Source organism: Pseudoruegeria aquimaris, from assembly GCF_900172235.1.
GTDB classification, from domain to species: domain Bacteria; phylum Pseudomonadota; class Alphaproteobacteria; order Rhodobacterales; family Rhodobacteraceae; genus Pseudoruegeria; species Pseudoruegeria aquimaris.
This window is the reverse complement of sequence record NZ_FWFQ01000015.1, coordinates 19,126-39,905: the sequence shown is the minus strand read 5'-3', so window position 1 is coordinate 39,905 and position 20,780 is coordinate 19,126. Positions and strand designations below refer to the sequence as shown.

The following is a 20,780-nucleotide window of genomic DNA, read 5'->3' as shown; positions in this document are numbered from 1 at the left end:
GGTGCAAGCCGTGCTATGGCTTTGTCTGGACGTGTGAAACCATCGACGGGGAAACTGGGGCATGACGGAAAGAACACGGGGAAATCCGCTGAAATACTGGGCCATCGCGCTGGTGGCCGGGGCCGTGGTCTGGCTGCTGCTGGGCGATGTCGCGGGCGTGGCCGCGGGGCTCGTCGTCTTCCTTCTGACCGGCCTCGTGCTGGGCCGCCTCTTCGCGGGCCCGGCCGGGGAAACGGCTGCGGCCGATGCCCTGCGCGAGGCCGGTGAAGCGGCCGAAAGCGCCTTGGCCGACGCGCGCTCCGAGGCGCAGGCCGAGGCCGAGGACGCCGCCGTTCTGGACGCCGTGCGCAGCCAGATCGAGCCGGACGCCCCGGAGGTGCCCGAGCCCGCACTTCAGGAGGCCGCCGAAGCGCCCGCGGTGGACGTGGCCGGGGATGTCGCCGCCGATCCGGAAGACGCCGTTCAGGGAGCGCCTGAGCCTGTCGAATCCGCGAAAGTGGAAGCCGCGCAAGCGCCTGCATCGAACGGCGGCAGCACGCTTCTGTCCGGCGAAGAGGAACTGGCCGCCCGAAAGGGCAGCTGGCGCTACGAAAAGCCGGCCGCCGAAGCGCCCGCGCAGGCGGACGGCGACGACGGCAGCAGCGAGCTTCTGAAGATCGACGGCATCACGTCCGCGCTAGTTTCGAGACTGGAAGCCGCCGGCATCACGCGGCTGGAGCAGCTCGCATCGCTCGATGACGCCGGGGTGGAGGCGCTGACGGAGGCGCTCGCCCTCAAACGCAAGGGCCGCATCACGCGGCAACGGTGGGTCGAACAGGCCCGCGAACTGACAGGAAAGGGCACCACCGGATGAGCCAGCCGGGCGAACAGGACAAGGCGCTGGCGCGCCAGTCGCGCCTCGTGGGCATCGTCATCGCGGCGACGATGCTGCTGTGGCTCGGTGCCCAATGGGCCGGCCCGCGGCTGGGGCTCGAAGCGCGCTACGTGTTCCTGTTCGACCTGGCCGCGCTGGCCGCCTTCTTCTGGGCGCTGGTCGTGACCTATCAGATCTGGCGCAAGCGCCGGGACAACGAAGGATAAGACGATGCTGACGGACAAGGATCGGATCTTCACCAATATCTACGGCATGCACGAACGCACGCTGGCCGGCGCCAAGAAGCGCGGGCATTGGGACGGCACGGCGGATCTGATCAAGAAAGGCCGCGACTGGATCATCGAGGAGGCCAAGGCCTCGGGCCTGCGCGGGCGCGGCGGGGCGGGTTTCCCCACCGGGCTGAAGTGGTCCTTCATGCCGAAGGAAAGCGATGGCCGGCCCTCCTACCTCGTGATCAACGCCGATGAATCCGAGCCCGGCACCTGCAAGGACCGCGAAATCATGCGCCACGATCCGCACACGCTGATCGAAGGCGCGCTGATCGCCTCCTTCGCGATGGGGGCCCATGCCTGCTACATCTACATCCGCGGCGAATTCATCCGCGAGCGCGAGTGCCTTCAGCGCGCCATCGACGAAGCCTACGACGACGGGCTTCTGGGCAAGAACGCCGCCGGCTCGGGCTGGGATTTCGATCTCTATCTGCACCACGGCGCCGGTGCCTACATCTGCGGCGAGGAGACCGCGCTGCTGGAAAGCCTCGAAGGCAAGAAGGGCATGCCGCGCATGAAACCGCCGTTCCCGGCGGGCGCGGGGCTCTACGGTTGCCCGACCACGGTGAACAACGTCGAATCCATCGCCGTGATCCCCACGATCCTGCGCCGCGGGGCCGATTGGTTCGCCTCCTTCGGGCGCCCCAACAACGCCGGCACCAAGCTCTTCGCCATCTCCGGCCACGTCAACAACCCCTGCGTGGTGGAAGAGGCGATGTCGATCCCGCTGCGCGAGCTGCTCGATCGCCATTGCGGCGGCGTGCGCGGCGGCTGGGACAACCTGAAAGCGGTGATCCCCGGCGGCTCCTCGGTGCCGCTTCTGCCGAAGGACATCGCGACGGACGCGATCATGGATTTCGACTGGCTGCGCGAGCAGCGCTCGGGCCTCGGCACGGCGGCGGTGATCGTGATGGATCAGTCCACCGACGTGATCAAGGCGATCTGGCGGCTGAGCAAGTTCTACAAGCACGAAAGCTGCGGCCAGTGCACGCCCTGCCGCGAAGGCACCGGCTGGATGATGCGCGTGATGGACCGCCTCGTGCGCGGTGATGCCGAACCGGAAGAGATCGACATGCTGCTCGACGTGACCAAGCAGGTGGAGGGCCACACGATCTGCGCCCTCGGCGATGCGGCGGCCTGGCCGATCCAGGGTCTGATCCGCCATTTCCGCGACGAGATCGAGGACCGCATCAAGCACAAGCGCACCGGCCGCTTCAGTGCCGTTGCGGCGGAGTGAGCCGATGGCGGGCGTGTTCCTGAACCTGGGCCGTGGGGCCATCTGCGGCGCTGCGCTGGTGGCGGCGGTCGCGCTGTTGTCGGCCTGCAGCAACGCGCCGAAACAGACCTATGACGGCGTGGCCTTCAAGACGAAGCTCAGCTCCGAGCGCAAGGCGCGGCGGGAGTTCGCCGTGCGGGTCTCTCCGGCGGCGGCTTCGGTCGAGGGGGCCAAGGAGGCCGCGCGCCACGAGGCCGTGCGCCATTGCATCAAGTATTACGGCTCCTCCGACATCGACTGGCGCGTCGGCCCGGATACGCCGCTGGGCCAGCTTTCGATCATCGAGGGCGCCATCACCTTCGCCGGGAGCTGCACCGGGTGAGCGGGCCTGCCGCATATCACGTGGCCCAGATGAACTGGGGCCGCCTGCGCGCCGGGATGGACGATCCCGTCGTGGCGCCCTTCGTCGAGGCGCTGGACAGGGTCAACGGCGTGGCGGACCGCGCCGCGGGCTTCGTCTGGCGTTTGACGGACGCAGGCATGACGGCGCCCGAGAACGACCCGGCCGAGGTGATGGCGAAGGATCCCCGCATCGCGGTGACGCTTTCGGTCTGGGAAACGGCGCAGGATCTGGTCCATTTCGTCCACCGGACGGTTCACGGCCAGTTCCTTGCCCGCCGCGCGGAGTGGTTCGAGGAGAGCGAAGGCCCGACCTACGTGATCTGGCCGATCCCCGCCGGGCACCGGCCCACGCTGGCCGAGGGCAAGGCGCGGCTGGATGCGCTCGCGACCAATGGCGCCAGCGACAATGCCTATGATTTCAAGTATCTGAGCCGCAGGGGCTCAACGACGGAGGCGGTATGACCGATCTGCGCAAAATCATCATCGACGATCGTGAGATCGAGGTCGATCCGGCGATGACCCTGATCCAGGCCTGTGAAGAGGTCGGGATCGAGATTCCCCGTTTCTGCTACCACGAACGGCTCTCCATCGCGGGCAACTGCCGCATGTGCCTCGTGGAGGTGGTGGGCGGCCCGCCCAAGCCGGCGGCCTCCTGCGCCATGCAGGTGCGCGATCTGCGCCCGGGGCCGGAAGGCCAGCCGCCTGTGGTGCGCACCAATTCGCCGATGGTGAAGAAGGCCCGCGAGGGGGTGATGGAGTTCCTGCTCATCAACCACCCGCTGGACTGCCCGATCTGCGACCAGGGCGGCGAATGCGATCTGCAGGATCAGGCCATGGCCTACGGCGTCGATTTCTCCCGCTTCCGCGAACCCAAGCGCGCGGTGGAGGATCTGAACCTCGGCCCGCTCGTCGAAACCCACATGACGCGCTGCATCTCCTGCACCCGCTGCGTGCGCTTCACCACCGAGGTGGCCGGCATCACCCAGATGGGCCAGACGGGCCGCGGCGAGGATGCCGAGATCACGAGCTACCTGAACCAGACGCTCGACAGCAACCTGCAGGGCAACATCATCGATCTCTGCCCGGTGGGCGCGCTCACCTCCAAGCCCTATGCCTTCACGGCGCGGCCCTGGGAGCTGACCAAGACCGAAACCATCGACGTGATGGACGCGCTCGGCTCCAACATCCGCGTGGACACCAAGGGCCGCGAAGTGAAGCGCATCCTGCCGCGCAACCATGACGGCGTGAACGAGGAGTGGATCTCCGACAAGACGCGCTTCGTCTGGGACGGTCTGCGCCGCCAGCGGCTCGACAGGCCCTACGTGCGCGTGGACGGCAAGCTGAAGCCCGCCACATGGGGCGAGGCGCTCGCCAGGGCCGCCGAGGCCATCAACGGCGCGCAAAAGCTCGTGGGCCTCGTGGGCGATCTGGCCCCGGTGGAGGCTGCGTTTGCTCTGAAAGGGCTGATCGAGGCCAAGGGCGGGGTCGTGGAATGCCGCACCGACGGCGCCAAGCTGCCGGCGGGCAACCGGGCGGGCTACGTCGGCACCGCCGCCATCGAAGACATCGACACGGCCGAACGCATCCTGCTGATCGGCACCAACCCGCGCGACGAGGCGCCGGTGCTCAATGCCCGCATCCGCCGCGCCTGGGCGCGGGGCGCCGAAGTGGCGCTCGTCGGGCAGCCCGTCGATCTGACGTATGACTACCATCACGCCGGCACCGATCGCGCGGCGCTTGAGAAGGTCGTCGCCATGGGCGGCGATGACGAGATCAAGAGCAAGGCCTCGCTGGTGATCGTGGGGCAGGGCGCGCTTCAGGGCGAAGACGGCGCCGCCGTTCTGGCCGCCGCGCAGGAGATCGCCGCCAACACCGAAAGCGGCCTTCTGATCCTGCACACCGCCGCCGCGCGGGTGGGCGCGATGGACGTGGGCGCGGTGAATGCCGACGGCATGGCCGCCGTGCAGGGCGCCGACGTGATCTACAACCTCGGCGCCGACGAGATCGACATCGCCCCCGGTGCATTCGTGATCTACCAGGGCAGCCACGGCGACCGCGGCGCGCACCGCGCCGACGTGATCCTGCCGGGCGCCGCCTACACCGAGGAAAACGGGCTGTTCGTCAACACCGAAGGCCGCCCGCAACTGGCGCTGCGCGCCGGCTTCGCGCCGGGTGAGGCCAAGGAAAACTGGGCCATCCTGCGCGCACTCTCCGCCGAGTGTGCGGCACAACTGCCCTACGACAGCCTCGCGCAGCTGCGCAACGCGCTGATCGAGGCGGTGCCGCACCTGGCGCGGATCGACGAGGTGATCGAGAACGAGGGCGCGCGCGTCAACGGCGGCCCCTTGGGCAGCGGCGCCTTCACCAACGCGGTGAAGAGCTTCTACCTGACCAACCCGATCGCCCGCGCCTCTGCGCTGATGGGCGAACTGGCGGCGATGGCGGCGGACCGCGGCGCCGCGAAGGTGGCGGCGCAGTAGAATGCGGGGCTTGTTCGCGATAACCGCAGCGCTGCCGCTGCTGGCCGCCTGCGCGGAGCCGGAGCCGGTGAGCCGGGACGAGCTGCCGTTCGAGCCCGTCTACGAGGGGATCGAAACCCGGCTGCTGGACGGCGACCTGGTGAGTTTCCGCGTGAAGATGCGGGGCGCGCGGGACAACGAGGACGTGTTCGACTACGCGCGCTGCGCCGCGGCCCAATACGCGGTCATCCGCGGCTATGGATACGCGCGCCACGTGCGCACGAATGTGGCAGAGCAAAGAGGGATCTGGTACGGAGATGCCGTTTACACGATCTCGCCGGCGCTGCCCGAAGGATTGAAGACAATCGATGCCCGGGCCCAGGTGGAATCCTGCGCCGCAAGCGGCATACCGACGGTGTGAGGGACAATGGCTGACTTCTTTTCGACCGGACCGGGGATCGCCCTGACCATCGTGGCGCAATGCCTTGCGGTGATCGGCTTCGTGATGATCTCGCTGCTGTTCCTCGTCTACGGAGACCGCAAGATCTGGGCGGCGGTGCAGATGCGCCGCGGCCCCAACGTGGTGGGCGCCTTCGGCCTGCTGCAATCGGTGGCGGATGCGCTGAAATACGTGGTGAAGGAAGTCGTCGTGCCCGCCGGCGCGGACAAGCCCGTCTTCTTCCTCGCGCCGATGACGAGCTTCGTGCTGGCCATCATTGCCTGGGCGGTGATCCCCTTCAACGACACATGGGTGCTCTCCGACATCAACGTGGCGATCCTCTACGTCTTCGCCGTCTCCTCGCTGGAGGTCTACGGCGTGATCATGGGCGGCTGGGCGTCGAACTCGAAATACCCCTTCCTCGGCTCCCTGCGCTCCGCGGCGCAGATGATCTCCTACGAGGTGTCCATCGGGCTCATCATCATCGGGGTCATCATCTCCACCGGCTCGATGAACTTCGGCGATATCGTGCGCGCGCAGGACGGCGCCTATGGCTTCTTCAGCTGGTACTGGCTGCCGCATCTGCCGATGGTCTTCCTGTTCTTCATCTCGGCCCTCGCCGAAACCAACCGCCCGCCCTTCGATCTTCCGGAAGCGGAATCGGAGCTGGTGGCGGGCTACCAGGTGGAATATTCCGCCACGCCGTTCCTTCTGTTCATGGCCGGGGAATACATCGCCATCTTCCTGATGTGCGCGCTCACCTCGCTGCTGTTCTTCGGCGGCTGGCTCTCGCCGGTGCCCTTCCTGCCGGACGGGCCGCTGTGGATGGTGGCGAAGATGGCCTTCTTCTTCTTCCTCTTCGCCATGGTGAAGGCGATCACGCCGCGCTATCGCTACGATCAGCTGATGCGGATCGGCTGGAAGGTCTTTCTGCCGCTCTCGCTGGCCTGGGTGGTGATCGTGGCCTTCTTCGCCCAGTACGGGCTTTTCTGGGGCGCCTATGCCCGCTGGACCGTGGGAGGCTGACATGACGCAGATCGACATCAACCGCGCCGCGAAATATTTCCTGCTTCAGGATTTCTGGCAGGGCATGAAACTGGGGCTGAAGTATTTCTTCGCGCCGAAATCGACGCTGAACTACCCCCATGAAAAGGGGCCGCTCAGCCCGCGCTTCCGGGGCGAGCACGCCCTGCGCCGCTATCCCAACGGCGAAGAGCGCTGCATCGCCTGCAAGCTCTGCGAGGCCGTCTGCCCGGCGCAGGCGATCACCATCGATGCGGAGCCCCGCGACGACGGCTCCCGCCGCACCACGCGCTACGACATCGACATGACGAAATGCATCTACTGCGGCTTCTGCCAGGAAGCCTGCCCCGTGGATGCCATCGTGGAAGGGCCGAACTTCGAGTTCGCCACCGAGACCCGCGAAGAGTTGTTCTACACCAAGGAAAAGCTCCTTGAGAACGGCGAGCGCTGGGAGGCCGAGATCGCCCGCAACCTCGAAATGGACGCGCCGTACCGATGACCAGCGATTTCGCCAAGATCTTCGAGGCTTTCATGGAGCAGAGCCAGGAAATGGCCAAGGCCTTCAACCCGGCCATGGCCAATTACGCCAAGGCTTCGGGCTTGGAGGATCTGATGCCCACGCTCTCCCAGAGCTTCATGGAGATGGCCTTCGGCAAGACGCTGAACCCGGAAGGGCTCGACAGCAAGACGCGCCTGCTCCTGAACATCGCCGCGATGACGGTGCTGGGGGCGCAGGCCGAGCCGCAACTCAAACTGACGATCCGCCACGCGCTGGAAGCCGGCGCAAGCGAGCGGGAGATCGCCGAGGTGATCCTGCAGATGTCGATGTTCGGGGGCACCCCGGCGATGACGAAGGCGCTGCAGATCGCCCAGAGCGTATTCACGGACGGGGGCGAGGCCGCCCCCGCGGAGGACGGAAGCCAATGACAGTCGCCGATTTCGCCTTTTACGTCTTTGCCATCACCGCCGTGGTGGCCGGGCTTTTCGTGGTCGTGAGCCGCAACCCGGTGCATTCGGTGCTCTGGCTGATCCTGACCTTCCTCTCGGCCGCCGGGCTCTTCGTGATCCTCGGCGCGGAATTCGTCGCCATGCTGCTGGTGATCGTCTACGTGGGCGCGGTGGCGGTGCTCTTCCTCTTCGTGGTGATGATGCTGGACGTGGATTTCGCCGAACTACGCGGAGAGATGGCCAAGTTCGTGCCGCTGGCCCTGTTGATCGGCGTGGTGCTGCTGATGGAACTGGGGCTGGCCTTCGGCGTCTGGCAGTTCTCCGAGCAGGCCGAGGGGATGCGCGCCGCCGTGACGCCGGCGCTTTCGGAAGCGCACAACACCGAGGCGCTCGGGCGGCTGATCTACACCGAGTACGTCTACCTCTTTCAGGCCGCCGGCCTGATCCTGCTGGTGGCCATGATCGGCGCCATCGTGCTGACCCTGCGCCACCGCACCGACATCAAGCGTCAGGATGTGCTGGCCCAGATGTATCGCGATCCAGCCAAGGCGATGGAAGTGATCGACGTGAAGCCGGGGCAGGGGCTCGAGGGATAACGGGGCGCGCCGCTTTCCGGCGCGCGCGAGAATGCGGGGCCGCGGCTCCGGACAAGAAACGAACCGGCAGGGCCACCTGCCAACGAGATGCGAGGGACGCATGGTCGGACTGGAACATTACCTGGCAGTTGCCGCGGCGCTGTTCGTGATCGGGATCTTCGGGCTATTCCTGAACCGCAAGAACGTGATCGTGATCCTGATGAGCATCGAGTTGATGCTGCTGGCGGTGAACATCAACCTCGTGGCCTTCTCGGCCTTCCTCGGGGATCTGGTGGGGCAGGTCTTCACGCTCTTCGTGCTCACCGTCGCCGCCGCCGAGGCCGCCATCGGCCTCGCGATCCTCGTCTGCTTCTTCCGGAACCGCGGCACGATCGCGGTGGAAGACGTCAACGTGATGAAGGGCTAAGGGCATGGCAAACATCGTTCTCTTCGCCCCGCTGATCGGCGCCATCCTCTGCGGCTTCGGCTGGAAGATCATCGGCGAGACCGCCGCCCAGTGGGTGGCCACCGGGCTCCTGTTCGTTTCGGCCTTCTTCAGCTGGATCATATTCCTGACGTTCGACGGCACGCTTGCGCAGATCCACATCCTCGACTGGATCCAGTCCGGCAGCCTCGATACCGCCTGGGCGATCCGGCTCGATCGCCTCACCGCGATCATGCTGATCGTGATCACCACGGTGTCGAGCCTCGTGCACCTCTACAGCTTCGGCTACATGGATCACGATCCGCAGTGGAAGGAAGGCGAGGTCTACAAGCCGCGTTTCTTCGCCTATCTCTCGTTCTTCACCTTCGCCATGCTGATGCTGGTGACGGCCGACAACCTCGTGCAGATGTTCTTCGGCTGGGAAGGCGTGGGCGTGGCCTCCTACCTGCTGATCGGTTTCTACTACCGCAAGCCCTCGGCCAACGCGGCCGCGATCAAGGCCTTCGTGGTGAACCGTGTGGGCGATTTCGGCTTCGCGCTCGGCATCTTCGCGCTGTTCTTCCTCGTGGACAGCATCAACTTCGACGATGTTTTCGCCGCCGGCCCGGCGCTCGCCGAGACCAACCTGCATTTCCTGTGGCGCGACTGGAACGCGGCCAACCTGATCGGCTTCCTGCTGTTCATCGGGGCGATGGGCAAATCGGCGCAGCTCTTCCTGCACACCTGGCTTCCCGACGCGATGGAAGGCCCGACGCCCGTCTCGGCGCTGATCCACGCCGCGACGATGGTGACGGCGGGCGTCTTCCTCGTCTGCCGCATGTCGCCGCTCTTCGAATACGCCCCCGGCGCGCAGACCTTCATCATCTACATCGGGGCCTCCACCGCCTTCTTCGCGGCGACCGTGGGCCTCGTGCAGAACGACATCAAGCGCGTGATCGCCTATTCCACCTGTTCGCAGCTGGGCTACATGTTCGTGGCCGCGGGCGTGGGCGTCTACTCCGCCGCCATGTTCCACCTCTTCACCCACGCCTTCTTCAAGGCCATGCTCTTCCTGGGCGCGGGCTCGGTGATCCACGCGATGCACCACGAGCAGGACATGCGCAACTACGGCGGCCTGCGCACGAAGATCCCCTATACCTACTGGGCGATGATGATCGGCACGCTGGCCATCACCGGTGTCGGCATCCCGCTCACCCACATCGGCTTCGCGGGCTTCCTGTCCAAAGACGCCATCATCGAAAGCGCCTTCGGGGCGGAGTCCGCCGCCGGCAGCTACGCCTTCTGGATGTTGGTGGTCGCCGCGGCGATGACGAGCTTCTACAGCTGGCGCCTGATGTTCCTGACCTTCTTCGGCAAGCCGCGGGGCGACAAGCACACCCATGACCACGCGCATGAAAGCCCGATGGTGATGCTGGTGCCGCTCGGCGTGCTGTCGCTCGGTGCGATCTTCGCCGGGATGATCTGGTTCGGCAGCTTCTTCGGCACCCATGAGCAGGTGAACAGGTTCTTCGGCATCCCCGAACATCACGCGGAGGCCTCCCAAGGCCACGGCGCGGCGCACGGCGACGACCACGGGAGCGATCACGAGGATGCGCATGGGGACGATCACGCCAAGGCCGAAGGCGAGGCTCACGCCGTCGCCAAGGAAGGCGCCGCCGACCACGGCGATGCGCAGGGCGAGGGCGATCACGCAGCCGCGGCCGGCCTGCACCACGGCCAGGCCCCTGTGGGGGCGATCTTCATGGCGCCGGACAACCACGTGATGGACAACGCCCACCACGCTCCGAAATGGGTGAAGGTCTCGCCCTTCATCGCCATGGTGCTGGGGCTGGCGCTGGCCTACCTCTTCTACATCGTCAACCCGAGACTGCCCAAGCGGCTCGCCACGGCGCAGGAGCCGCTCTACAAGTTCCTGCTCAACAAGTGGTATTTCGATCAGGCCTATGATTTCCTCTTCGTCCGCCCGGCCAAGGCGCTGGGGCGCTTCTTCTGGAAGAAGGGCGACGGGGCCACGATCGACGGCGCGATCAACGGGCTTGCGATGGGAATCGTGCCCTTCTTCACCCGGCTCGCGGGCCGGGCGCAGTCGGGCTACCTGTTTCACTACGCCTTCGCCATGGTCATCGGGATCGTGATCCTCGTGAGCTGGATGGCGATCGGCGGAGGAGCGAACTGATGGACAACCTCCTTTCGATCATCACCTTCCTGCCGCTGCTGGCGGCGCTCATCATGGCCTTCTTCCTGCGCGGCGACGACATGGACGCCCAGAAGAACGCCAAGTGGCTGGCGCTGCTGGCCACGGGCGCGACCTTCCTGATCTCGCTCCTGCTGCTCGTCGGGTTCGACGCCGCGGACACGGGCTTCCAGTTCGTCGAGGAGAAGGCCTGGATCCTCGGCCTGAGCTACCGCATGGGGGTGGACGGGATCTCGATCCTCTTCGTGCTGCTCACCACCTTCCTGATGCCGCTCGTGATCCTCGCCTGCTGGGATGTGACCCACCGTGTGAAGGAATACATGATTGCCTTCCTCGTGCTGGAAACGCTGATGATCGGCGTGTTCTGCGCGCTGGATCTCGTGCTCTTCTACCTCTTCTTCGAAGCGGGCCTGATCCCGATGTTCCTGATCATCGGCATCTGGGGCGGCAAGGATCGCATCTACGCGGCCTTCAAGTTCTTCCTCTACACCTTCATCGGCTCGGTGCTGATGCTGGTGGCGATGATCGCCATGTATCTGGACGCCGGCACCACCGACATGGCCCAGCTGCTGGCGCATGAGTTCTCCTCCGAGACGATCAGCCTCTTCGGCTGGCAGATCTTCGGCGGCATGCAGACGCTGCTCTGGCTGGCCTTCTTCGCCTCCTTCGCGGTGAAGATGCCGATGTGGCCGGTGCACACCTGGCTGCCCGACGCCCACGTGCAGGCGCCCACGGCGGGCTCCGTGGTGCTGGCGGCAATCCTGCTGAAGATGGGGGGCTACGGCTTCCTGCGCTTCAGCCTGCCGATGTTCCCAGTGGCCAGCGACATCATGGCCCCCTTCGTGCTGTGGCTCTCCGCCATCGCCATCGTCTACACCTCGCTCGTGGCGCTGGTGCAGGAAGACATGAAGAAGCTGATCGCCTATTCCTCGGTGGCCCACATGGGCTACGTGACGATGGGCATCTTCGCCGCCAACCAGCAGGGCGTGGACGGCGCGATCTTCCAGATGATCTCCCACGGGTTCGTCTCCGGCGCGCTCTTCCTCTGCGTCGGCGTGATCTACGACCGGATGCACACCCGCGAGATCGACGCCTACGGTGGCCTCGTGAACCGGATGCCGGCCTATGCGCTGATCTTCATGCTCTTTACCATGGCCAACGTCGGCCTGCCGGGCACCTCGGGCTTCGTCGGCGAGTTCCTGACGCTGATGGGCGTGTTCCAGGTCAACACCTGGATCGCCGTCGTGGCCACCAGCGGGGTGATCCTCTCGGCGGCCTATGCGCTCTGGCTCTACCGCCGCGTCGTCTTCGGCGATCTGATCAAGGAGAGCCTGAAGTCGATCACCGACATGACCCGCCGCGAAAGGGCGATCTTCGCCCCGCTCGTGGTGATGACCCTTCTGCTCGGGGTCTACCCAAGCCTCGTGACCGACATGATCGGGCCTTCCGTGGAGAACCTCGTGAGCCAATACAACCTCGCCACGCTCGACAGCGCGGCCGCCACGCAAGTCGCGCAGCACTAAGGGGGGAAACAGATGATTTCCGCTGATATCGCCATCGTCCTGCCCGAGGTCTTTCTCGCGGTCTATGCCATGGCCGCGCTGCTCTATGCCGTCTACACCACGAAGGACAAGGCAGCGCCGGCGCTGCTCTGGGCCACGGCGGCCGTCTTCGCGGCCGTGGCGATCTGGATCGGCCTCTCCGGCGGCCCGGTGCAGACCGCCTTCGGCGGCGCCTTCGTGGACGACGGTTTCGCCCGTTTCTCCAAGGTGGTGATCCTGCTCTCGGCCTCGGCCGTCCTGCTGATGAGCGAAGGCTACCTCGCCAAGCGCGATCTGCTGCGCTTCGAATACCCCGTGCTGATCGTGCTTGCGGTCGTCGGGATGATGATGATGGTCTCCGCCGGGGATCTGATGGCGCTCTACATGGGGCTCGAACTGCAGTCGCTCGCGCTCTACGTCGTGGCCTCCTTGCGCCGCGACAGCGTGAAATCCACCGAGGCCGGCCTGAAATACTTCGTGCTTGGCGCGCTTTCCTCGGGCCTGCTGCTCTACGGGGCCTCGCTCACCTACGGCTTCGCCGGCACCACGCTCTTCTCGGGCATCGTGCAGACGGCGCAGGGCGGCCAGCTTCCGCTGGGGCTGCTCTTCGGCCTCGCCTTCATCGCCGCCGGCCTGGCTTTCAAGGTCTCGGCCGTGCCCTTCCACATGTGGACGCCGGACGTCTACGAAGGCTCGCCCACGCCGGTGACGGCCTTCTTCGCCACCGCGCCGAAAGTGGCCGCGATGGGGCTGTTTGCCCGCGTCGTGCACGACGCCTTCGGCGGCGCGGTCGGGGATTGGTCCCAGATCATCGCGCTGCTGTCCGTCGCGTCCATGTTCCTCGGTGCCATCGCCGCGATCGGGCAGACCAACATCAAGCGCCTGATGGCCTATTCCTCCATCGCCCACATGGGCTTTGCCCTGATGGGGCTGGCCTCGGGCACCGAGGCCGGCGTGCAGGCGATGCTGATCTACATGGCGATCTACGTGACGATGAACATCGGCACCTTCGCCTTCATCATCGGCATGGAGAAGGACGGCCGCCCGGTGCGCGACATCCGTGCCCTGAGCCTCTATTCCAAGACGGACCCGACCGGCGCGCTGGCGCTTCTGGTGCTGATGTTCTCGCTCGCGGGCGTGCCGCCGATGGTGGGCTTCTTCGGCAAGCTCTCGGTGCTGGCCGCGGCCGTGGACGGCGGGCTGGCCTGGCTCGCCGTGGCCGGCGTGATCGCCTCGGTGATCGGCGCCTTCTACTACCTGCGCATCGTCTACTTCATGTACTTCGGCGAAGAAACCGAAGCGCTGGACAAGAACGGCTCCCCGATCCTCTGGATCTTCCTGATGGGCTCGGCCGCGGCCATGGTCTTCGGCGTGTTCAACCTCTTCGGCGTGGACACGGCGGCCGCGCTGGCGGCGGAAACCCTTGTCCGCTGACGGCTGGCCGGCCGGCTACGGCCGGCGCGTGCTGGCCGAGGTGGACAGCACCAACGCGGAGGCCGCGCGCATCGCGCCCATGCTGGCGGGGCCGGAGTGGATCCTCGCCCTGCGCCAGACCGCCGGGCGCGGGCGGCGCGGGCGCGTCTGGAAGGCCCCTGAGGGCAATTTCTCGGCCACGCTGGTGCTGCGCCCCACCGAGGCGCCCGACGTGGTGGCCCTGCGCTCCTTCGTGGCCTCTCTGGCGCTGTGGGAGGCCTTCGTGGCCGCCACCGGGCGCACCGCGCCCTTCGCGCTCAAGTGGCCCAACGACGTGCTGCTGAACGGCGGCAAGGTGGCGGGCATCCTGCTGGAGAGCCTCGGCCACGGCGGCGGCGCGCTGCATCTCTGCATCGGCATCGGCGTCAACCTCGCCGCGGCTCCGGGGCGCGACGAGGTGGAGGAGGGCGCGACGCCCCCGGTCAGCCTGCTGAGCGAAACCGGTGCACGGGTGACGCCGGAGGAGTTTCTCGATCTGCTGGCCCCGGCCTATGCCCGCTGGGAAGCGCAGTTCACCACCTACGGCTTCGCCCCGATCCGCGAGGCCTGGCTCGCGCGCGCCGCGCGCCTGGGCGAGCCGATCACCGCGCGGACCATGGGCGAAAGCCACCGGGGCACTTTCGAAACGGTGGACAATGCCGGCAACCTCGTGTTGAAAACGGCTTCCGGGCGCCTGTCGATCCCCGCGGCGGACGTCTTCTTCTAGATCACCCCAAGCGCGAGGAGGCTTCCATGCTTCTCTGCATCGACTGCGGCAACACCAATACCGTGTTCTCCATCTGGGACGGCACGTCCTTCATCGCGACATGGCGCACCTCCACCGAGCACCAGCGCACGGCGGATCAGTATTACGTCTGGCTCTCGACGCTGATGAACTTCCAGAAGATCGAGGCCGACATCACCGAGGTCATCATCTCCTCCACCGTGCCGCGCGTGGTGTTCAACCTGCGGGTCTTCTCGGACCGCTACTTCAACTGCCGCCCCCTCGTGGTGGGCAAGCCCGAGTGCCGCCTGCCGGTGGACGTGCGGGTGGATGCGGGCACGCAGGTGGGCCCGGACCGGCTGGTGAACACCGTGGCGGGCTTCAACAAATACGGCGGCGATCTGATCGTGGTGGATTTCGGCACCGCCACCACCTTCGACGTGGTGGACACCGACGGCGCCTACGTGGGCGGCGTGATCGCGCCCGGCGTGAACCTTTCGCTGCAGGCCCTGCACGAGGCGGCGGCCGCGCTGCCCCATGTGGACGTGACGAAACCGGCCCGCGTGGTGGGCACCAACACGGTGGCCTGCATGCAGTCCGGCGTGTTCTGGGGTTACGTCGGGCTCGTGAATGGCGTATGTGCCCGGATCAAGGAGGAACGCGCGCGCCCGATGAAGGTGATCTCCACCGGCGGTCTGGCGCCCTTGTTCCAGCAGGGCGATGCCCTATTTGACCATTTCGAGGACGATCTGACGATGCATGGTCTGACCGTCATCCACCAATACAACAAGGAACTGGGCAGTTCATGAGTGACGATCGACTGATTTACCTTCCTCTCGGCGGCGCCGGGGAAATCGGCATGAACTGTTATGTCTACGGCTACGGGCCGAAGGGCAAGGAACGCTACATCCTCGTGGATTTGGGCGTCACCTTCCCCGACATGGACAGCACACCGGGGGTGGACCTGATCCTGCCCGACATCAGTTGGATCGCCGAACGCGCGGACCGGCTGGAGGCGATCTTCATCACCCACGCCCACGAGGACCACGTCGGCGGCGTCGGCCACCTCTGGCAGCGCCTGGGCAAGCCCGTCTACGCGCGCAGCTTCACCGCCTGGCACGCCCGCCGCAAGATGGAAGACGCCGGCCAGCCCGCCGACGAGGTGCGTACGGCCTCCGCCTTCCCCGAGATGATCGAAGCCGGCCCCTTCAAGGTCGGCTACCTGCCGGTCTCGCATTCGATCCCGGAAAGCTCCGGCCTCGTGATCGACACGCCCGCCGGGCGCATCGTGCACACCGGGGATTTCAAACTGGACCAGACGCCGGTGATCGGCGAGCCGTTCGATCCGGATCTCTGGGCCTCGGTGGCCGAGCCGGGCGTGAAGGCGCTGGTCTGCGACTCCACCAACGTCTTCTCGCCCCACGCCGGCCGCTCCGAGGCCAGCGTTGCCGCGCCGCTGAAGGAACTGGTGGCGCGCTGCGAAGGCATGGTGGTGGCCACCACCTTCGCCTCCAACATCGCGCGGCTGAAATCCCTGGCCGAGGCCGGGCAGGCGGCGGGCCGTTCCGTCTGCCTGCTGGGCCGCGCCATGCGCCGGATGATCGCCGCCGGCGAAGAGACCGGCATCCTCGGCGATTTCCCGAAGACCGTGACGGCGGAAGAAGCGGCCGACATCCCGCGCGAGAACCTGATGCTGATCGTGACCGGCAGCCAGGGCGAACGCCGGGCGGCTTCAGCCCAGCTGAGCCGCGGCAAATATCTGGGCCTTGAGATGAAGGAAGGCGACACCTTCCTCTTCTCTTCCAAAACCATCCCCGGCAACGAGCGGGGGGTGATCCGCATCATGAACGCCTTCTCCGAAATGGGCGTGGACGTGGTGGACGATCACGGCGGCGACTACCACGTGTCGGGTCACGCCAACCGACCTGATCTGCAGGCGGTGCACGGCCTCCTCAAGCCGCAGATGCTGATCCCGATGCACGGCGAACACCGCCACCTGCGCGAACACGCCAAGCTCGGCAAGGAGTCCGGCATTCCCTCGGCCGTGGCGGTGAACGGCACGATGCTCGATCTGACCGGCGATCTGCCGCAGGTGGTGGACTACGTGGAAACCGGGCGCACCTATCTGGACGGCTCCGTGAAGATCGGCGCGATGGACGGCGTGGTGCGCGACCGCATCCGCATGGCGCTCAACGGCCACGTGATCGTGACGGTGATCATCGATGAAGAGGACGAACCCCTCGGAGAGCCCTGGGTCGAACTGATGGGCCTGCCCGAAACCGGTGCGTCCGGCGCGCCGCTAGCGGACGTGCTGGAGGGCGAACTGACGCAGGTGATGATGCGCATGGGCGCCAAGACGCTGACCGATGACGACAGGATCGAGGAAGAGCTGCGCCGCGCCGCCCGCCGCACCGCGCAGGAGGAAATCGGCAAGAAGCCCGAAGTGACGGTGATCACCAGCCGGCTGGTCTGAGGCCGTGTAGGGGCGGGGGGGCTCTGCCCCCCGGCGCCCTTGCGGGCGCCTCCCCCCGAGGTATTTGGGGCGAGAGGAAGCGGCCGACTTTGTTCTTCAAATATCCCGGGGTGCGGGGCAGCGCCCCGCAAGAAAGGGAAAACCCCGGCCGAGGGCCGGGGTTTCGCGTTTCCTGGTCCGTGTCGGCGGTCAGCCCGCGCGGCGTTCCTCGAAGCTCAGGGCGATGAAGCTGGGCAGGTGATCGCCCATGCCCACGACCTGGCCCTTGCCGCGGTTGCTTTCGCGCGGCTGTTCGGCGGATTTGCCGCGGCTGCGCGCGCGCGAGGACTTCGAGCGGCCGCTCTCCTGCCGGTCGTCCTTCTCGGCCGTTTTCGCCTCTTTCGCGGGTTTTTCCTCGGCGCGGGCTTCGGGCTTGCCGGCATCGGATTTCCGGCTGCGGGACTTCGGCGGCTCGGGCGCGTAGGGGCTTTCGAGGCGCGGGATTTCCTGCTTCACGAGCTTCTCGATGGCGTCGAGATTCTTTTCGTCCTGCGGCACGCAGATCATCAGGGCCTTGCCCTTGCGGCCAGCGCGGCCGGTGCGGCCGATGCGGTGGACGTAATCCTCTGCGTGGCTCGGCACGTCGTAGTTGAACACGTGGGAGACGCTGGGGATGTCCAGCCCGCGCGCGGCCACGTCTGAGGCGCAGAGGAAGCGGATGTTGCCTTCGCGGAAGCCCGCGAGCACTTCCATGCGCTTGCTCTGATCCAGATCGCCGTGGATCGGTGCGGCGTTGTAGCCGTGCTTCTGAAGCGACTTGGCGACGATATCCACGTCCGTCTTGCGGTTGCAGAAGACGATGGCGTTGGTGCAGCCTTCGCCTTCCTGCTCGATCAGCGCGCGCAGCAGATCGCGTTTCTCCTTGGCCTGGCGATCCTTGCGGCTGGCCTTGTAGTGCACGACGCCCTGTTCGATGTTCTCGGAGGTGGTGGCGGCGCGGGCCACTTCCACCTTGGCGGGGTTGGAGAGAAACATGTTGGTGATGCGTTCGATCTCCGGCGCCATGGTGGCGGAGAAGAAGAGCGTCTGGCGGGTGAAGGGCGTGAGGGAGAAGATGCGCTCGATGTCGGGGATGAAGCCCATGTCGAGCATGCGGTCGGCTTCGTCCACCACCATGATCTGCACGCCGGTCAGCAGCAGCTTGCCGCGCTCGAAGTGATCGAGCAGGCGGCCCGGGGTGGCGATCAGCACGTCCACGCCGCGATCGATGAGCGCGTCCTGCTCCTTGAAGCTCACGCCGCCGATCAGCAGCGCCTTGGTGAGCTTGGTGTGCTTGGCGTAGACGTCGAAGTTCTCGGCCACCTGGGCGGCGAGTTCGCGCGTGGGCGCAAGCACAAGCGAGCGCGGCATGCGCGCGCGGGCGCGGCCCTTCGCCAGCAGCGTGATCATCGGCAGGGTGAAGGAGGCCGTCTTGCCGGTGCCCGTCTGCGCGATCCCCAGAACGTCGCGCCCTTCGAGCGCCGGGGGAATCGCTCCCTCCTGGATGGGGGTGGGGGTTTCGTAGCCTGCGGCCTCGACGGCCTTCAGGACCTTGGGATCCAGCTTCAGATCAGCAAATTTCGTCATTCGTATCCGTGTTCTACGGCATTTTGACGCCGTATTCGCTATGAGAGAGGGATCGCCTGCCGGCCGGATGCCGCGGCGAATTATGCACATGCCCCCATCTGGTGCGCTTGTGCCTACTGAAAAACGGCCATTTCGTCAATGCGGGTGGTGGCTTGCGCCCGCGCGCCGCCGGCGGGCGTTGCGCCGATGTGCAGTTTTGTTGCCATCAGGGAAACAGTGCCCGGGGATGCAACCGCGATTGGCCACGGCGTGCCGTGGCATACCAAAGGCGGTTTTCCCTGCGGTGGCGGCAATTTGCCCCGCCTTGCAAGGCGGAAGTCGCGGCGGGGTGCGACGGGGGCGTGGCGGCGGCGCGGGTGGCCGGCCCCTTGCCCTCGGGCGCCATCGGGCCGGGTGCGCCTACCGGGCGCCGGCCCGGCGCAGGTGACGGCCGGATGTACAGGCTCACAGGCCGATGACGCAGCGTCACGCGGAGGCGAGCAGGCGTTCACAGGGTTATCCACAGGCCGAAAGGGCTCAGACCTGCATTTCCTTCGTCGCCGAGAGGCGCACATCGGGGTAGTCGCGCGCCACGCGGTCGATGTCCCATTGCAGGCGCGTGAGGTAGACGAGATCACCATCGTTGTCGGTGGCCATGTGCTGCTTGTTGGCGGCGGAGAAGGCATCCACGGCGGCCTTCTCGCCATGCACCCAGCGGGCCGAGGTGAACTGGCTGGCCTCGAACCGCACGGGCAGCCCGTATTCCAGTTCGATCCGGCTGGCGAGCACCTCGAACTGCAGCGCGCCGACGACGCCGACGATGAAGCCCGAGCCGATCCCCGGCTTGAAGACCTTCGCCGCGCCCTCCTCGGCAAATTGCATCAGCGCCTTCTCGAGGTGCTTTGCCTTCATCGGATCGCCCGCGCGCACCGTCTGCAGAAGCTCGGGCGCGAAGGAGGGGATTCCGGTGACGCGCAGCATCTCGCCTTCGGTCAGCGTGTCGCCGATGCGCAGCTGGCCGTGGTTGGGGATGCCGATGATGTCGCCCGCCCAGGCTTCTTCGGCCAGTTCGCGGTCAGAGGCGAGAAAGAGCACCGGGTTGGTGATCGCCATCGGCTTCTTGGAGCGCACGTGGGTGAGCTTCATGCCGCGTTTGAAATGGCCCGAGGCCATGCGCACGAAGGCGACGCGATCGCGGTGCTTCGGGTCCATGTTGGCCTGCACCTTGAAGACGAAGCCGGCGACCTTGGTTTCGGCCGGGCTGACCTGGCGGGGCTCGGCGGATTGCACCTGAGGCTCGGGGCCGTAGGCGCCGATGCCTTCCATCAGTTCCTTCACGCCGAAGGAGTTGATGGCGGATCCGAACCAGATCGGGGTGAGGGTGCCGTCGAGCAGCGCCTGCGGATCCATCGGCGGCAGCAGCTCCTTCGCCATCTCGATCTCTTCGAGGAACTTGTCCAGCAGGTCCGCCGGCACGTGCTCGGCGAGCTTGGGATCGTCGAGCCCCTCGATGGCGATGCTCTCGGCCACCTTGTTGCGGTCGGCGCGGTCCATCAGCTCCAGGCGGTCGCGCAGCAGATCGTAGCAGCCGATGAAATCGCGCCCCATGCCGATCGGCCAGCTGGCCGGCGTCACGTCGATGGCGAGGTTCTCCTGGATCTCGTCGATGATCTCGAAGGTGTCGCGGCTTTCGCGGTCCATCTTGTTGCAGAAGGTCAGGATGGGCAGATCGCGCAGGCGGCAGACCTCGAACAGTTTGCGGGTCTGGCTTTCCACGCCCTTCGCACCGTCGATGACCATCACCGCCGCGTCCACGGCCGTGAGCGTGCGGTAGGTGTCTTCGGAGAAATCGCTGTGGCCGGGGGTGTCCACGAGGTTGAAGCGATACTTGCCGAAATCGAAGGACATCGCGGAGGCCGAGACGGAGATGCCGCGGTCCTGTTCCATCTTCATGAAGTCGGAGCGGGTGCGCCGGGCCTCGCCTTTCGCGCGCACCTGTCCGGCCATCTGGATCGCGCCACCGTAGAGAAGGAACTTCTCGGTGAGGGTGGTTTTCCCGGCGTCCGGGTGCGAGATGATGGCGAAGGTGCGCCGGCGGGCGACTTCGGCAGGCAGTTCGGGGGCGTTTGCGGCTCTGTCCAACATGGGCGCGATATATTCCG

The 20,780-nt window shown here is 66.3% G+C and carries 20 protein-coding genes; 18 read left to right on the top strand and 2 right to left on the bottom strand.

Going from position 1 to position 20,780, the window contains the following annotated elements:
* The first annotated feature begins 61 nt into the window (after positions 1 to 61).
* The 18 genes from PSA7680_RS11325 (at position 62) to PSA7680_RS11240 (ending at position 17,034) form a co-directional block, all read left to right on the top strand.
* Positions 62 to 853, top strand: coding sequence for a helix-hairpin-helix domain-containing protein (locus PSA7680_RS11325; protein WP_085868830.1), 792 nt, complete (start codon positions 62 to 64; stop codon positions 851 to 853).
* Entirely contained in the window at positions 850 to 1,080 is a 231-nt protein-coding gene (locus tag PSA7680_RS11320; protein WP_085868829.1) for a DUF5337 domain-containing protein, read from the top strand. Before PSA7680_RS11325 ends, PSA7680_RS11320 begins: the two co-directional genes overlap by 4 nt.
* A gap of 4 nt (positions 1,081 to 1,084) precedes the next feature.
* Positions 1,085 to 2,380, top strand: coding sequence for an NADH-quinone oxidoreductase subunit NuoF (gene nuoF, locus PSA7680_RS11315; RefSeq protein ID WP_085868828.1), 1,296 nt, complete (start codon positions 1,085 to 1,087; stop codon positions 2,378 to 2,380).
* A 4-nt stretch (positions 2,381 to 2,384) separates the two neighbouring features.
* Positions 2,385 to 2,741, top strand: a complete 357-nt coding sequence (locus PSA7680_RS11310; protein ID WP_085868827.1) for a hypothetical protein — start codon at positions 2,385 to 2,387, stop codon at positions 2,739 to 2,741.
* Positions 2,738 to 3,223: a DUF3291 domain-containing protein gene (locus tag PSA7680_RS11305; protein WP_139838623.1), complete on the top strand. Its 486-nt coding sequence runs from the start codon at positions 2,738 to 2,740 to the stop codon at positions 3,221 to 3,223. The genes PSA7680_RS11310 and PSA7680_RS11305 overlap by 4 nt, the downstream gene beginning before the upstream one ends.
* Entirely contained in the window at positions 3,220 to 5,241 is a 2,022-nt protein-coding gene (gene nuoG / locus PSA7680_RS11300) for an NADH-quinone oxidoreductase subunit NuoG (protein ID WP_085868825.1), read from the top strand. Before PSA7680_RS11305 ends, nuoG begins: the two co-directional genes overlap by 4 nt.
* A 1-nt stretch (position 5,242) precedes the next feature.
* Positions 5,243 to 5,641, top strand: coding sequence for a YNQ4 family lipoprotein (locus tag PSA7680_RS11295; RefSeq protein ID WP_085868824.1), 399 nt, complete (start codon positions 5,243 to 5,245; stop codon positions 5,639 to 5,641).
* A 6-nt stretch (positions 5,642 to 5,647) separates the two neighbouring features.
* On the top strand, positions 5,648 to 6,685 hold the full coding sequence (gene nuoH, locus PSA7680_RS11290; protein WP_085868823.1) for an NADH-quinone oxidoreductase subunit NuoH: 1,038 nt from the start codon (positions 5,648 to 5,650) through the stop codon (positions 6,683 to 6,685).
* 1 nt (position 6,686) lies between these two features.
* Entirely contained in the window at positions 6,687 to 7,181 is a 495-nt protein-coding gene (gene nuoI, locus PSA7680_RS11285; RefSeq protein WP_085868822.1) for an NADH-quinone oxidoreductase subunit NuoI, read from the top strand.
* Entirely contained in the window at positions 7,178 to 7,609 is a 432-nt protein-coding gene (locus PSA7680_RS11280; RefSeq protein ID WP_085868821.1) for a carboxymuconolactone decarboxylase family protein, read from the top strand. Before nuoI ends, PSA7680_RS11280 begins: the two co-directional genes overlap by 4 nt.
* On the top strand, positions 7,606 to 8,226 hold the full coding sequence (locus tag PSA7680_RS11275) for an NADH-quinone oxidoreductase subunit J (protein WP_085868820.1): 621 nt from the start codon (positions 7,606 to 7,608) through the stop codon (positions 8,224 to 8,226). The genes PSA7680_RS11280 and PSA7680_RS11275 overlap by 4 nt, the downstream gene beginning before the upstream one ends.
* 100 nt (positions 8,227 to 8,326) lie before the next feature.
* Entirely contained in the window at positions 8,327 to 8,632 is a 306-nt protein-coding gene (nuoK, locus tag PSA7680_RS11270; protein ID WP_085868819.1) for an NADH-quinone oxidoreductase subunit NuoK, read from the top strand.
* A 4-nt stretch (positions 8,633 to 8,636) separates the two neighbouring features.
* Entirely contained in the window at positions 8,637 to 10,826 is a 2,190-nt protein-coding gene (nuoL, locus tag PSA7680_RS11265; RefSeq protein ID WP_085868818.1) for an NADH-quinone oxidoreductase subunit L, read from the top strand.
* Positions 10,826 to 12,367, top strand: coding sequence for an NADH-quinone oxidoreductase subunit M (locus PSA7680_RS11260; RefSeq protein ID WP_085868817.1), 1,542 nt, complete (start codon positions 10,826 to 10,828; stop codon positions 12,365 to 12,367). Before nuoL ends, PSA7680_RS11260 begins: the two co-directional genes overlap by 1 nt.
* 12 nt (positions 12,368 to 12,379) lie before the next feature.
* Positions 12,380 to 13,819 carry an NADH-quinone oxidoreductase subunit NuoN gene (gene nuoN, locus PSA7680_RS11255; RefSeq protein WP_085868816.1) on the top strand — a complete coding sequence of 480 codons (1,440 nt, stop codon included), beginning with the start codon at positions 12,380 to 12,382 and terminating at the stop codon, positions 13,817 to 13,819.
* Positions 13,809 to 14,564: a biotin--[acetyl-CoA-carboxylase] ligase gene (locus PSA7680_RS11250; RefSeq protein ID WP_085868815.1), complete on the top strand. Its 756-nt coding sequence runs from the start codon at positions 13,809 to 13,811 to the stop codon at positions 14,562 to 14,564. The genes nuoN and PSA7680_RS11250 overlap by 11 nt, the downstream gene beginning before the upstream one ends.
* A 26-nt stretch (positions 14,565 to 14,590) precedes the next feature.
* Positions 14,591 to 15,370, top strand: a complete 780-nt coding sequence (locus PSA7680_RS11245) for a type III pantothenate kinase (RefSeq protein ID WP_085868814.1) — start codon at positions 14,591 to 14,593, stop codon at positions 15,368 to 15,370.
* A complete protein-coding gene (locus PSA7680_RS11240; protein WP_085868813.1) occupies positions 15,367 to 17,034 on the top strand; it encodes a ribonuclease J in 1,668 nt (555 codons plus the stop codon). Before PSA7680_RS11245 ends, PSA7680_RS11240 begins: the two co-directional genes overlap by 4 nt.
* A 189-nt stretch (positions 17,035 to 17,223) precedes the next feature.
* Here the strand turns inward: PSA7680_RS11240 and PSA7680_RS11235 are convergent, their stop codons facing one another.
* Positions 17,224 to 18,639: a DEAD/DEAH box helicase gene (locus PSA7680_RS11235; RefSeq protein ID WP_085868812.1), complete on the bottom strand. Its 1,416-nt coding sequence runs from the start codon at positions 18,637 to 18,639 to the stop codon at positions 17,224 to 17,226.
* A 516-nt stretch (positions 18,640 to 19,155) separates the two neighbouring features.
* A complete protein-coding gene (locus PSA7680_RS11230; protein WP_085868811.1) occupies positions 19,156 to 20,763 on the bottom strand; it encodes a peptide chain release factor 3 in 1,608 nt (535 codons plus the stop codon).
* Between the last annotated feature and the right edge of the window lie 17 nt (positions 20,764 to 20,780).

What these genes read in the sequence shown, in the direction of transcription:
- nuoL (WP_085868818.1), top strand. Translation starts at nt 8,637, where the DNA reads ATGGCAAACATCGTTCTCTTCGCCCCGCTGATCGGCGCCATCCTCTGC.
- nuoN (WP_085868816.1), top strand. Translation starts at nt 12,380, where the DNA reads ATGATTTCCGCTGATATCGCCATCGTCCTGCCCGAGGTCTTTCTCGCG.
- PSA7680_RS11235 (WP_085868812.1), bottom strand. Translation starts at nt 18,639, where the DNA reads ATGACGAAATTTGCTGATCTGAAGCTGGATCCCAAGGTCCTGAAGGCC.
- PSA7680_RS11230 (WP_085868811.1), bottom strand. Translation starts at nt 20,763, where the DNA reads ATGTTGGACAGAGCCGCAAACGCCCCCGAACTGCCTGCCGAAGTCGCC.
- PSA7680_RS11275 (WP_085868820.1), top strand. Translation starts at nt 7,606, where the DNA reads ATGACAGTCGCCGATTTCGCCTTTTACGTCTTTGCCATCACCGCCGTG.
- nuoI (WP_085868822.1), top strand. Translation starts at nt 6,687, where the DNA reads ATGACGCAGATCGACATCAACCGCGCCGCGAAATATTTCCTGCTTCAG.
- PSA7680_RS11325 (WP_085868830.1), top strand. Translation starts at nt 62, where the DNA reads ATGACGGAAAGAACACGGGGAAATCCGCTGAAATACTGGGCCATCGCG.
- nuoG (WP_085868825.1), top strand. Translation starts at nt 3,220, where the DNA reads ATGACCGATCTGCGCAAAATCATCATCGACGATCGTGAGATCGAGGTC.
- PSA7680_RS11280 (WP_085868821.1), top strand. Translation starts at nt 7,178, where the DNA reads ATGACCAGCGATTTCGCCAAGATCTTCGAGGCTTTCATGGAGCAGAGC.
- nuoF (WP_085868828.1), top strand. Translation starts at nt 1,085, where the DNA reads ATGCTGACGGACAAGGATCGGATCTTCACCAATATCTACGGCATGCAC.
- nuoH (WP_085868823.1), top strand. Translation starts at nt 5,648, where the DNA reads ATGGCTGACTTCTTTTCGACCGGACCGGGGATCGCCCTGACCATCGTG.
- nuoK (WP_085868819.1), top strand. Translation starts at nt 8,327, where the DNA reads ATGGTCGGACTGGAACATTACCTGGCAGTTGCCGCGGCGCTGTTCGTG.
- PSA7680_RS11240 (WP_085868813.1), top strand. Translation starts at nt 15,367, where the DNA reads ATGAGTGACGATCGACTGATTTACCTTCCTCTCGGCGGCGCCGGGGAA.
- PSA7680_RS11310 (WP_085868827.1), top strand. Translation starts at nt 2,385, where the DNA reads ATGGCGGGCGTGTTCCTGAACCTGGGCCGTGGGGCCATCTGCGGCGCT.
- PSA7680_RS11295 (WP_085868824.1), top strand. Translation starts at nt 5,243, where the DNA reads ATGCGGGGCTTGTTCGCGATAACCGCAGCGCTGCCGCTGCTGGCCGCC.
- PSA7680_RS11320 (WP_085868829.1), top strand. Translation starts at nt 850, where the DNA reads ATGAGCCAGCCGGGCGAACAGGACAAGGCGCTGGCGCGCCAGTCGCGC.
- PSA7680_RS11260 (WP_085868817.1), top strand. Translation starts at nt 10,826, where the DNA reads ATGGACAACCTCCTTTCGATCATCACCTTCCTGCCGCTGCTGGCGGCG.
- PSA7680_RS11245 (WP_085868814.1), top strand. Translation starts at nt 14,591, where the DNA reads ATGCTTCTCTGCATCGACTGCGGCAACACCAATACCGTGTTCTCCATC.